Below are 12,353 nucleotides of genomic sequence, written 5' to 3'. Positions count from 1 at the left end.
TTTTTTTAATTATCCGGCCACCACCTATATCTACACCCACACACTAACACTCTTCCCCTCCCCGACGCTCTTCCTATCTGAGGAATGAACGAGAGGGCGGTGCGCGTCGCGCACCGCCCTTCTTCATGTGACGAGGGTCTTCACGAGCGTCCTCGGGTACACGAAGGTCTTCATGTGACGGGGGAAGGGGGCCGTGTCCGATGAGCGAGCAGGTGCAGCGGGCGGGGGAACCGGGCGATGGATCGGGGCCGGGGCCCGGCGGGGCGGGCTTCGTGTACCGGGGTGCCGAGCCCGAACTGATCGTCGTCGCGCGGCCGGAGGCCGGTCTGCGGGCCGGGGCCGAGGGCGTCCGCTCCGCCGTCGACGTCGACGTGTCGGCGCTCGACCTGTTCCTCGCCGAGGAACGGCTCGTGCTGGAGCCGCTGTTCGGCAGCGAGGTGCGCCTCAGGACGACGGACGCGGCGGACGACGGGCCCGATCTCGCGCAGTTCTACCGGGTGCGCGGCGGCGAGGGGCGCACACATGAACTGCGGGCGCGGATCGCCGCGTTGCCGGGGATAGCGACGGCGTACGTGAAGCCGGGTGCCGTGCCCGCGACGGTCGCCGACGACGACCGCAGGCTGGCGGAGAGCGCCCCGGTCACACCCGACTTCAGCGGCCGGCAGGGCTATCTGCGTGCCGCGCCCGAGGGGACGGACGCGCACTGGGCCTGGCAGCGGCCCGGCGGGTCGGGGCAGGGGGTGACCGTCATCGACGTAGAAGGCGCTTGGCAGTTGGGGCACCAGGATCTGGCCGGGCGGCTCGCCGGTGTCGTGATCGGGACTCCGCTGACCGACCTCGCGTGGCGCAACCACGGCACGGCGGTGATCGGGGTGATCGGAGGGGACCGGGGCGAGTCCGGGGTCACCGGGATCGTGCCGGAGGCGGTCACCGCCGCCGCGTCCGTGCAGGGCATCGGCACGGCTGCGGCGATCCACGCGGCGGCCGACCGGCTCGGCCCGGGGGACGTCGTACTCGTCGAACTCCACCGCCCCGGACCGCGCTTCGAGTACGCCGAACGCGAGGACCAGCGCGGCTACTTGGCGATCGAGTGGTGGCCGGACGACTACGCGGCCGTCCGGTACGCGACCGCGAGGGGTGTCCTGGTGGTGGCGGCCGCGGGCAACGGCGGCGAGTCGCTCGACGACGCGTTGTACGAGCGCCGTCCCGCCGAGTTCCCCGAGTGGTGGCGCAACCCGTTCAACCCCGCGCACGGGTGCTCCGGTGCCGTCCTGGTCGGCGCGGGCGCGCCGCCGCCCGGCACGCACGGCCGCGACCACGGCCCGGACCGGTCACGCCTCGCGTTCTCCAACTACGGTGCCCGCGTGGACGCGCAGGGCTGGGGCCGCGAGGTCACCACCACCGGCGGCTGCTGGGACCGGCCCGGTGATCTGCGGGGCGGAACCGAGGAGATCGCCTGGTACACGGACACGTTCTCGGGGACCTCCGCCGCCTCCCCGGTGGTGGGCGGGGCGCTGGCCGCGCTCCAGGGCATGCTGAAGGCGGCGGCTCGGCCACCGATGACCCCGGAGCGGGCCCGCGCGGTCTTACGGGCCTCGGGTTCCCCGCAGCAGGACGCGCCGGGCCGACCCGTCTCGCAGCGGATCGGCAACCGGCCGGACATCAGGGCGGCGGTCGGTCAACTGCTGCCGCACGCGGTCGGTTCGGGCCAGGCCGAGCGGTACTGGGACGAGTTGCTGCCGTATCCGCCCGAACTCCCGCCCAGGATCCGGCTGTTCGTGGCCGGCGCCTGGCGCAGCCTGAACCACCCCTCCCCCGAGATCCGTCAGGCGGTGCACTCCGCCTTCGCGAGCGGACGGCCGGACGTCCGGGTGTGGTTCTCGGACGACGAGATCGTCGGGCTGGTCGTAACGGGCTGACGGACACGGGTGATCGGCGGACAGGGGCGGCTCCCCTCGCGAGGAACCGCCCCTGTCCGCCTGCCGGTTGCTAGAGCGCCACGCCCAACAGGGCGTCCACCGCGCGCGATACGACGCCGGGGGCGCCCTCGTCGCTGCCGCCGCGGTCCCGCTGCAGGGCCGCCCAGCGGTCGACCGCTGCGAGCGCGGCCGGGGCGTCGAGGTCGTTCGCGAGGGCCTCGCGGAGCTCCTCCACGAGCGTCTCGGCGGACGGGCCGTCGGGACGGGAGACGGCGGCGCGCCAGCGGGCGAGCCGGGCCTCGGCCTCCGGGAGGACGTGGTCGGTCCATTCCCAGTCGGCGCGGTAGTGGTGGGCGAGCAGGGCGAGCCGGATGGCGGCGGGGTCGACGCCGGCGCGGCGCAGCGCGGAGACGAAGACCAGGTTGCCCTTGGACTTGGACATCTTCTCGCCGTCGAGACCGACCATGCCGGCGTGCACGTACGCCTTGGCCATCGGGAACTCGCCGGTCAGCACCTGGGCGTGCGAGGCGCCCATCTCGTGGTGGGGGAAGGCGAGGTCGGAGCCGCCGCCCTGGACGTCGAAGCCCATGCCGAGGTGGTCGAGGGCGATGGCGACGCACTCGATGTGCCAGCCGGGCCGGCCGCGGCCGAGCGAACCGCCGTCCCAGCTGGGCTCGCCCTCGCGGGCGGCCATCCACAGCATCGGGTCGAGCGGGTTCTTCTTGCCGGGACGTTCGGGGTCGCCGCCGCGCTCGGCGGACAGCAGCCGCATGGCGGCGGCGTCGAGGCCGGAGACCTTGCCGAAGTTGGGGTCGGCCTCGACGGAGAAGTAGACGTCACCTTCGAGTTCGTAGGCCGCGCCGGCGTCCCGCAGCCGCTCGACGAGCGGGACGATGCCGGGTATCGCCTCGACCGCGCCGATGTAGTGCTTGGGGGGCAGCATCCGCAGGGCGGTCATGTCCTCACGGAAGAGGGCCGTCTCCTGCTCGGCGAGGTCGACCCAGTCGACGTCGTCGCGCTGGGCCCGCTCCAGGAGCGGGTCGTCGACGTCGGTCACGTTCTGGACGTAGTGAACCTGGCGCTTGGTGTCGAGCCACACGCGCTGCACGAGGTCGAACGCGTTGTAGGTCGCCGCGTGTCCCATGTGGGTGGCGTCGTAGGGCGTGATGCCGCAGACGTAGATACGGGCGACGGGACCGGGGTCGAGGGTGACCAGACCACCGGTCGCGGTGTCGTGGATCCTCAGGTCGCGGCCCTGACCAGGCAGGGCGGGGACCTCGGAAGCGGGCCAGGCATGCATGTCATGAGCCTAACCGGACGGATGTTCCGTATACGAACCGGACCGGGCCGGATGGCCGGTAAGGCCTGCTTGCGCGGTACGGCCCGATGTGCAGGAAGCCTGGGTGCGCGGGGTCCGCTAGACGGGCGGCCAGGGGATGGCCGGCCACTCGCCGCTGGGCGCGGGGTGCTTCCCCGAGGTCAGCAGGTCGTCCACGCGCGCGCGGGTGGCGTCGAGTTCGGCCGGGGTGATCAGCGCGGTCAGCCGCTCGGCGAGCGCGCCAGACGCCCCCAGCGCCTCCTGGAGGCCCTTGAGGACGTCGACCGCCTCTGCGGTCAGCGGCTCCCCCGCCCAGCCCCACAGCAGGGTGCGCAGCTTGTTCTCGGTGTTGAAGGTCACGCCGTGATCGATGCCGTAGAGCCGGCCGCCTGCCGCCGGCAGCAGGTGCCCGCCCTTGCGGTCGGCGTTGTTGATGACCGCGTCCAGGACGGCGAGCCGGCGCAGCCGCTCGTCGTCGGCGTGCACGAGCAGCGCGGTCTCGCCCTCGCCGACCTCCGCGAACCCGATCGCCTTCCAGCCCGGCGCGGGCTCCTCGGTGTCCACCAGGCCGAGCAGTTCGGAGCCCGCCTCGCCCTCGATCCACAGCTGGCACATGCCCTCGCCGAAGGGCCCGTCGCGCAGCACGGTCAGGGGCACCAGGCCCCAGCCGGTGGCCTCGGAGACCTCGTACGCGGCGACCTCGCGCTGGGCGAGGGTGCCGTCGGGGAAGTCCCACAGGGGGCGCTCACCGCGGACGGGCTTGTAGACGCAGGTGGCCTCCTGTCCCTCGTGGGAGACGGAGCAGTACAGCACCGCGTTGGACGCTTCCCTGATCTGCCCGCGGACCGTCAGCTCGCCCCGGGTCAGCAGCTCTGCCGTGCTCACGCTCCGCGGCGGTATCCGTTCTGGCGCGGACATACGTGTCCTTCCGGGTCGAGCGGGAGACTGCACAGCGGGCACGGCGGCCGCCCGGCGTTGACGACGTCGAGGGCGCGCTTGGTGAAGGCCCTGGCCTGGGCGCCGGTCAACCGGACCCGCAGCATCGGGGGGCCGTTCTCCTCGTCCTGGAGGAGGCGCTCCTCGGCCTCGGCGAGGTCCTCCTCGGAGTCGGCGTCCAGCTCCACCAGGGCCTGCGCCTCGACGATCATGCGCTCGCCCTCGCCGTCCCAGGCCAGCGCCATGGTGCCGACCCGGAACTCCTCCTCGATGGGGGTGTCCAGGGGGGCGGAGTCGGAGATCTCGGTGGGCACCACGGCCGGAACCGGGGCGTTGCCGCCACTGCGCCGTACGACCTCGTCGAGCAGCTCTTCCATGCGCTCGGCGAGGGCGGCGACCTGGGTCTTCTCCAGGGCCACGCTGGTCACCCGGGGGCCCGCGGTGGCCTGGAGGAAGAACGTACGGCGTCCGGGCAGTCCGACCGTACCGGCCACGAAGCGGTCCGGGGGGTCGTAGAGGAACACCTGACGGGACACGTCCTGTCTCCTGGAATCGGGGATCGACAAAGGGACCGGCGCTAGAGCGACCGCTTCACCCTACTGCGCCCGACGATCACGGTGCGCCCGCACCGCCCCCGACCGGGGCGTCGTCGGCCGGCGGGTCCTCGCGCGGCACCAGGGAGGTGAAATCACCGGTGTCACCGAGGCGAACGAGAAACGGCCTCAGGCGTGTGTAACGGATCGCGGTGATGGAACACGGATCTACGGAGATCCTCTGGAAGAGGTCGAGATGAAGTCCGAGTGCGTCCGCCACAAGAGACTTGATGATGTCGCCGTGCGAACACATCAGATAGACGGCGTCGGGGCCGTGATCGCGCTCCACGCGCGCGTTCCACTCACGTACGGCCTCGGCGGCGCGGGTCTGCATGGCCCGCATCGACTCGCCGCCGGGGAACGCGGCGGCCGTCGGGTGCGCCTGGACGACCTGCATCAGGGGCTCGTCCATGAGTTCGGCGAGCTTGCGGCCGGACCAGTCGCCGTAGTGGCACTCGCCGATCCGCTCCTCGGTGTGGACGGTGACGTCCGGGCGGGCCGCCAGCAGCGGGGCGAGCGTCTCCTGGCAGCGCTGCAGCGGGCTGGTGACGATCTCGGAGAGCGGCAGCTCGGCGAGGCGGCCGGGCAGCGCGGCGGCCTGCGCGGCCCCGCGTTCGTCGAGCGCGACGCCGGGCGTCCAGCCGGCGAGCACGCCTTCGGTGTTGGCGGTGGAGCGTCCGTGCCGGACCAGGATCAACGTGGGCATGCGGCCCAGGGTAGGCACACCACCGGATGCGGTGGAGTGCGGGCGACGGGAGAATACGCTCCGTGATCGTCGACTGTGGCATCTACCGCGACGGACAACGTACGGAAGGCCCCGCGGACTTCTCCGACGCCCTGGACGAGGCGCGGGCCAGGGGCGGCTTCGTATGGATCGGTCTGTACGAGCCCTCGGAGCAGGAATTCGACCTCGTCACCCGGGAGTTCGGGCTCCACCCGCTGGCGGTCGAGGACGCCCTGACGGCACATCAGCGGCCCAAGCTGGAGGTCTACGACGACTCGCTGTTCCTCGTGCTCAAACCGGTCCTCTACGAGCAGGAGAGCGACCGGGTCTCCAGCGGCGAGGTCATGGTCTTCCTCGGCGACGCGTTCGTGGTGACCGTCCGGCACGGCGAGGGCTCCCCGCTCAAGGCCGTACGGGAGCGGCTCGAACGCGAGCCCGAGATGCTCCACAAGGGACCCACCGCGGTGCTGTACGCGATCGCCGACGACGTCGTCGACCACTACCTGGACGTCGCGACCGAGTTGCAGACCGACCTGGAGGAGTTGGAGGCGGAGGTGTTCTCGCCGGACCGCGGGGGCTCGCGCAACACCGCGTCGAAGATCTACACGTTCAAGCGGCAGGTGCTGGAGTTCCGGCGGGCGACCGGGCCGCTGGCGCTGCCGCTGACCCGGCTGGCGGGCTTCGGGCAGTCCGGTCTTTCGGTGCCCTTCGTCAACGAGAAGGCGCGGCCCTTCTTCCGGGACGTCAACGACCACCTCACGCGCGTGAACGAGTCGGTGGAGGGCCTGGACCGGCTGGTCTCGGACGTCCTGTCGGCGCATCTCGCGCAGATGAGCGTCCGGCAGAACGACGACATGCGGAAGATCTCCGCGTGGGCGGCCATGGCGGCGGTCCCCACGATGATCGCGGGCATCTACGGCATGAACTTCGATCACATGCCGGAGCTGCACTGGATGTGGGGGTATCCGGGCGTCATCGCGCTCATGGCCGCCCTGGAGGTGGTGCTGTACCGGCTCTTCAAGAAGAGGGGCTGGTTGTAGGGCGGGAGTCGGTGACGGGGCGGGGCTTCGGTCAGGCGAACTCGGGGGCCGTGGTGGCGGGGCCGCCGAGCGCGTCGCGTCGTTCGGGCATCCTGAGGCTCACCATGCGGCGCCAGCCCGCGGTGCGCTCGTAGGCGTACACGGCGTGGATGCCGGCCGCGAGCACCGCCGACTTGGGGCGGGGCCAGCCGAGGATGCGGCCCATGTGGTCCATCACGGCGAGGCTGACATCCCGGTAGACGCGGATCTCGGCCAGCGCGCACTCCCGCAGCGTGCGCTGGATCGCGCGGCCGTGTCCGGCGTGTGCGAAGCGCAGGAGTTCCTCGTGGCAGTAGGCGAGGTGGTTGTCCTCGTCGTTCGAGATCATCCTCACCGCGCGGCCGAGGTCGGGGTGGTCGGCGAAGTGCCTGCGCAGCAGTTCCATCTGCTCGGAGGCGCGCTGTTCGGTGACCCGGCTGTGGGCGAGGTAGGTGACGATGTCCTGGACGGTGAGCGGTTCGTCGCTCTTGAGCTTCTCGTGGGCGAGACCGATGCCGTGCTTCTCCAGGAGCATCGTGTAGTCGGTGTCGTGCGGGACGGGGACGGGCTTGAGGCCGCGCTTCTTCATGAGGGCGTTGAAGATCCGCCCGTGCTTGTCCTCGTCCGCGCCGTGCCGGGTGATCTTGGGGGCGAGTGCGCGCTCGTCGGGCGGTACCAGCGCGGCGATGCGCGCGTTCTCCCAGCCGCCCTGCGACTCACCGCTGGCCGCGATGGAGCAGAACAGGGCGAAGGACTCGTCGTCGTCGAGGATCTCCTGGAACAGGCTCTTGGCCGAAAGCATCGTGGACACCTCTCTGCGGGTTCGCGTGCCGCCGCGGAAATCGCAGTAATCCGCAAAGAACGAGTCAAATGCGGCGTCAGAGGTGCTGCAACAGCTGTGTCGGACAACTCCGCCAAAAGGAGGACTCCCGGGGACGCCTGCGGACGTAACGGCACGGGTCGCCGGGAGGCGTAACCGCCCGGGCCCTCGGCGCGTTGTTCCCCGTGACGGCCGTGGCGGGGAGACCCCCGAGCCCCCACCACGGCCGCAGAACTTCCTCGTGAGGCCCTCGCGAGGCCGCCGTGCGGTCAGGCCAGCCCGGCGAGCTCCAGGGCCTCGGTGCCGGCCCGGAGCGCGGCGATCCGCTCGTCGAGCGTGAAGCCCGCGGGCGCCAGCGTCAGGGTGGTCACGCCGGCCGCCGCGTACTCCTTCATCCGGTCCGCGATGCGCTCCACGGACCCGAGCAGCGTGGTCTTGTCGATCAGGTCGTGCGGGACCGCGGCCGCGGCGCCCTGCTTGTCGCCGGACAGGTACTTGTCCTGGACCTCGACAGCCGCCTCCTCGTAGCCCATGCGCCGGGCGAGCTGGTTGTAGAAGTTCTGCTTGCGGCTGCCCATGCCGCCGACGTACAGCGCGGTGTAGGGGCGGAAGGCGTCGGCGAGCGTGGTGACGTCCTTGTCCTCGCCGAGGGCGAGCGGGAGCGTCGGGCAGACGTCGAATCCGTCGAGGGTCAGGCCGGCCTTCTCGCGGCCCGCGCGCAGGTGGCTGATCGCGGTCTCCTCCAGGTGCTCGGCGGAGGGGAAGATCAGCAGGGCGCCGTCGGCGATCTCGCCGGTCTGCTCCAGGTTCTTGGGGCCGATCGCGGCGATGTAGAGCGGGATGTGCTCGCGCTCCGGGTGCACGATCAGCTTGAGCGGCTTGCCGGGGCCGTCGGGCAGCGGCAGCGTCCAGTGCTCTCCGTCGTACGACAGGCGCTCGCGGGTCATCGCCCTGCGGACGATCTCGACGTACTCACGCGTGCGTGCCAGCGGCTTGTCGAACTTGACGCCGTACCAGCCCTCGGAGACCTGCGGGCCGGAGACACCGAGACCGAGCCGGAAGCGGCCGCCGGAGAGCGAGTCGAGGGTCGCGGCGGTCATCGCGGTCATCGTCGGCTGGCGGGCCGGGATCTGGAAGATGGCCGAGCCGATGTCGATCCGCTCGGTCTTGGCGGCGACCCAGGAGAGCACGGTCGCCGCGTCCGACCCGTAGGCCTCGGCGGCCCAGCACACGGCGTACCCGAGCCGGTCGGCCTCCTGCGCGACCGCGAGGTTGTCCCCGTCCATTCCGGCACCCCAGTAGCCGAGGTTGATCCCGAGCTGCATGGCCGATTCCCCTTACCGATCAGTAACGTCCCTTGCCGGCTGACCTTAGCGCGCGGGCGCGGATCGGGGCAGGTGGCGGTCGTGTCGGTCGGCCCACATCAGCGGGGTGCTGTGTCATGAATCCGTTGTCCACAGGCACCCACAGCTCGATCCATGGCCAGTAATGTCGGCGTTCATGGAGCAGAGGCATCTCGGCCGTACCGGTCTTCGCGTGTCCCGCATCGGACTCGGCACACTCACCTGGGGCAGGGACACCGACGAGCACGACGCCGCGGACGTCCTGAAGACCTTCTGGGAAGCGGGCGGGACACTCGTCGACACGGCCGATGTGTACGGCGACGGCGAGGCGGAGTATCTGCTCGGACGCCTCATAGAAGGGCTGGTCCCCCGGCGGGACCTGGTCATCTCCACCAAGGCGGGCAGCGTGCCGGACCCGGACCGGCGCTTCGACGGCTCGCGCGGGCATCTGCTGGCCGCGCTGGACGCCTCGCTGGCCCGGCTGGGCACGGACTACGTCGACGTCTGGCACATCCACGCCTTCGACCCGTACACCCCGCTGGAGGAGACCCTCCACGCGCTCGACCTGGCCGTGAGCAGCGGGCGGGCCCGTTACGCCGGCGTCTCCAACTTCTGCGGCTGGCAGCTCGCGAAGGCGGCGACCTGGCAGTTGGCCGCGCCGGGCAACCGCACCCGGCTGTCGAGCACGCAGATGGAGTACTCGCTGCTGCAGCGCGGGGTCGAGCGCGAGGTGCTGCCGGCCGCCCTCGACCTGGGGATCGGCCTGTTGCCGTCCTCGCCGCTGGGGCGCGGGGTGCTCACCGGCAAGTACAGAGGCGACGCCGTTCCCCCGGACTCGCGCGGCGCCTCCGAGCATCTGGGCCTGTTCGTCGAGCCGTACCTCGACGACACCGCGAGCCGCATCGTGGACGCCGTGCAGACCGCGGCGGACGGGCTGGCCGTGACGCCCCTTCAGGTCGCCCTGGCCTGGATCCGCGACCGGCCCGGCGTGACCGCGCCGGTGGTCGGCGCGCGCAACGCACAGCAGCTCACGGCGGCATTGTCAGTGGAGGCCCTTAGTCTTCCTGACGAGATCTGCCGGGCGCTCGACGATGTGTCGGCGCCCGTGCACCGCTATCCCGATCACGACTGGAGCACGCTGTGAGCACGGAACCGGAGACCACGGAGGAATCGGAGCCGGGGACACCGGGGGGCGTCGAGCCGGAGGGCGCGGTGGAGGGGGCCTCGGGGGAAGAGGCCTCCGCCGAAGGGGAGTCCGGGGTTTCCGGCGAAGGGGAATCGGGAGCTTCCGCCGAGGGGGTCTCAGAGGCTTCCGGCGACGAGGCCGGGTCCGCCGACGGTGACAGCGAGGCCGGTGGCGAAGGCGAGGCCGCCGAGGGAAGTGCGGCCGAGGGCAAGGGAGATGCCGACGCCGAGGGTGAGGCCGCCCGGCAGAAGTCCGAGGCCGAGGCCGAGTTGGCGGCGCAGCGGATCGAGCGGGAGCGGATCGAGCGGCGCAAGGCCGAGAAGCAGGGGCCCATCGCGGCCGGCGCCAAGCTGAGCGGGACGGCCGCGGATCTGCTGGCCGCCGTGCGGGCCGTGGAGAGCGGCGAGAAGCCGGTCGCCGTGGCCCTGCGTGAACCGCCGGCCCCGCGCCGGCCCGACGCCGAGCCGGTACGTCGTCCGCAGTCCGCGCCGGCCGCCGCCGCGCCCGCGTCCCCCGTCCCGCCGACGGGGTCCGTCGATGCCGTACGCCGCGTGCTGACCGAGGGCGGCGCTCCGGACGCGCTCGCCGCGCAGGTCGCCGCCGCGCTCGGCGAGGGGGCGGAGGACCAGTTGCGGGCCGACCCCTGGCTGCTGCTGCGCGTCGGCGCGGTGCGTCCCGAGCAGGCGGACGGCTTCGCGCGGGCGTTGCTCGGCGCGGAGTGCGGTCCGGACGACGAGCGGCGCGGCCGGGCGCTCACCGGCTGGCTCCTGGAGCAGGCGGCGCTGGCCGGGCACACCGCGCTGGAGATGCCGACGCTCACCGCCGCGCTGGCCCAGCGGGGCGTGCCGGATCCGGAGGCGGCCGTACAGAGCACCGTCGCGGAGGGCGAGGCGCTGGTCTTCGAGGACGCCCTCGACCCGACCGCGCCGGTGCCGGCACCCGCGCAACAGCGCGAGAGCGACGAGGGCGAGGGAGACGACGAGGACGGCGAGGGTGTGGAGCGCCCGGTCCGGGTCCTGATCGGACTTGAGCGGTACGCGCTCGCGGAGGAGAGCCTCGCCGACGGTCTGGCCCGGGTGATCAACTCGGTGCCGAAGGAGGACGGTTCGGCCGAGGAGTGGGAGCGGGCCGCCGGCGCGGCCAAGGGCTCGACCGCCGAACTCCTCCGCGCGGTCGCGGGCCACGCCCTGGTGCTCCACACCGGCGGCGAGGCGTCCCTCGTCGAACCGGCGGCACTGCTCGACGCGGCGACCGGCTTCGGGCTGCGCGCCTGGGCCGCGGCGCACTCCGTGATCGGGCGGGACCGGTTCGCGGGGCGTCTGACGGGTGCCGGGAGCCCCAACGGTCCTGCCTCGGACGGCAGTTCGTCGACCGAGCCCCCAACTGGCGGCTCAGTGGCGGACGACGGCGCAGCTGACAGGCCCGTCGCCACCGTCGCCGGTCTGCTCTCCGGCGCCGAGGGGCCGGGGCGGGACAGCGAGGGTGCGTTGGATCTGGATCTGCTCGTCGTGCTCGACGCGCCTCAACTGGACGTGGAGAGTGCCGCGTTGCTCGTCGAGTCGTTGCCGGACGGGGCGCGGCTGGTGCTGGCCGGTGATCCGGCGGGGCTGTGGTCCGCGGGGCCCGGGCGGGTGTTCGCCGATCTGCTGGCCGCGCGGGTCTGCCCGTCGGTCGCCTCTCGGGTGCCGGACCCCGGACCGCTCGGTGAGCTGGTCTCCGGTGTCGGCATCGGTGAGCTGAACCAGGTCGAGGCGCCCGGCAAGGAGGTCGTGATCGTGCCGGTGCGGGACGCGGGCGAGGCCGTGCACCGGACCGTGCAGCTGGTCGCCGACTCGGTGCCGCGGGCGATCGGCGTACCGGCCGAGCAGACGCAGGTGATCACGCCGGGGCACGGCGGCGCGGCGGGCACGCGCGCGCTGAACGCGGCGCTGAAGGAGCGGCTCAACCCCGGTCCCGGCCGCTTCGGCGGGTTCGACCCGGGTGACCGGATCGCCTACTCCCCCGAGCCTGGGCGTTCGGTGCCGGGCCAGGTCGTGACGGCCGACGCCGACGGGCTGCACCTGTCCGTCTCGGGCGCCACCGTCGTCGTACCGAAGGAGCGGGTGGAGCAGTCCGTGCGGCACGGCTGGGCGCTGACCGCGCACCAGGCGGTGGGGGCGCACTGGCCCGCGGTGGTCGTGGTGCTGCCCGGGGATGCGGCGCAGGTGCTCAGCCGTCCGTGGGTCTACACCGCGTTCGGCCGGTCGGACCGTCATCTGTCCGTGGTCCACGGTGTGGAGCAGGCGCTTGCCCGGGCCGTGGCCGAGGTGCCGCCGAAGCCGCGCACGACCCGGCTGCCGGTGCTGCTGGCCCCGCAGGTGCCGGTGGCGCGAAGCCGGGCGAGCCGGAGCCGATGACGATGGACCAGGACCCGGACCCGACGGACGAGGACGACGGCGTCGAATTCACCGTGGACC

General features: G+C 72.4%; 10 protein-coding genes. 4 read left to right on the top strand and 6 right to left on the bottom strand.

The window, feature by feature from the left end; all coding sequences use genetic code 11:
- The first annotated feature begins 200 nt into the window (after positions 1-200).
- Entirely contained in the window at positions 201-1,919 is a 1,719-nt protein-coding gene (locus ACWDR3_RS44840; RefSeq protein ID WP_450358463.1) for a S8 family peptidase, read from the top strand.
- 70 nt (positions 1,920-1,989) lie between these two features.
- Here ACWDR3_RS44840 and mshC read toward each other — a convergent pair whose 3' ends face one another.
- The 4 genes from mshC to ACWDR3_RS44820 all read right to left on the bottom strand — a co-directional run bounded on the left by mshC (position 1,990) and on the right by ACWDR3_RS44820 (position 5,472).
- Positions 1,990-3,219, bottom strand: a complete 1,230-nt coding sequence (mshC, locus tag ACWDR3_RS44835; protein ID WP_450358462.1) for a cysteine--1-D-myo-inosityl 2-amino-2-deoxy-alpha-D-glucopyranoside ligase — start codon at positions 3,217-3,219, stop codon at positions 1,990-1,992.
- A gap of 117 nt (positions 3,220-3,336) precedes the next feature.
- Positions 3,337-4,155 carry an SCO1664 family protein gene (locus tag ACWDR3_RS44830; RefSeq protein WP_450358461.1) on the bottom strand — a complete coding sequence of 273 codons (819 nt, stop codon included), beginning with the start codon at positions 4,153-4,155 and terminating at the stop codon, positions 3,337-3,339.
- Positions 4,119-4,709 (bottom strand): DUF3090 domain-containing protein, encoded by a 591-nt coding sequence (locus ACWDR3_RS44825; RefSeq protein ID WP_450358460.1) that lies wholly within the window; start codon positions 4,707-4,709, stop codon positions 4,119-4,121. The genes ACWDR3_RS44830 and ACWDR3_RS44825 overlap by 37 nt, the downstream gene beginning before the upstream one ends.
- Before the next feature lie 76 nt (positions 4,710-4,785).
- A complete protein-coding gene (locus ACWDR3_RS44820; RefSeq protein ID WP_450358459.1) occupies positions 4,786-5,472 on the bottom strand; it encodes a histidine phosphatase family protein in 687 nt (228 codons plus the stop codon).
- A 62-nt stretch (positions 5,473-5,534) separates the two neighbouring features.
- On the opposite strand from ACWDR3_RS44820, the gene corA reads away from it, so the two are divergent.
- Complete coding sequence (gene corA, locus ACWDR3_RS44815) at positions 5,535-6,530, top strand: magnesium/cobalt transporter CorA (protein WP_450358458.1); 996 nt, start codon at positions 5,535-5,537, stop codon at positions 6,528-6,530.
- A gap of 31 nt (positions 6,531-6,561) precedes the next feature.
- On the opposite strand, the gene ACWDR3_RS44810 is transcribed toward corA, so the two are convergent.
- Positions 6,562-7,350 carry a ferritin-like domain-containing protein gene (locus tag ACWDR3_RS44810; RefSeq protein WP_450358457.1) on the bottom strand — a complete coding sequence of 263 codons (789 nt, stop codon included), beginning with the start codon at positions 7,348-7,350 and terminating at the stop codon, positions 6,562-6,564.
- Between the two features lie 287 nt (positions 7,351-7,637).
- Complete coding sequence (locus tag ACWDR3_RS44805; protein ID WP_450358456.1) at positions 7,638-8,693, bottom strand: LLM class F420-dependent oxidoreductase; 1,056 nt, start codon at positions 8,691-8,693, stop codon at positions 7,638-7,640.
- A 175-nt stretch (positions 8,694-8,868) separates the two neighbouring features.
- Between ACWDR3_RS44805 and ACWDR3_RS44800 the strand changes: the two genes are divergently transcribed.
- Positions 8,869-9,855, top strand: a complete 987-nt coding sequence (locus ACWDR3_RS44800) for an aldo/keto reductase (RefSeq protein WP_280877857.1) — start codon at positions 8,869-8,871, stop codon at positions 9,853-9,855.
- A complete protein-coding gene (locus ACWDR3_RS44795) occupies positions 9,852-12,293 on the top strand; it encodes a helix-hairpin-helix domain-containing protein (RefSeq protein ID WP_450358455.1) in 2,442 nt (813 codons plus the stop codon). The genes ACWDR3_RS44800 and ACWDR3_RS44795 overlap by 4 nt, the downstream gene beginning before the upstream one ends.
- Positions 12,294-12,353: the final 60 nt, after the last annotated feature.

It is taken from the genome of Streptomyces sp. NPDC001002, from assembly GCF_053599215.1.
Note: the sequence above shows the minus strand (reverse complement) of the source record. Positions and strands in the feature narration are given on the sequence as shown.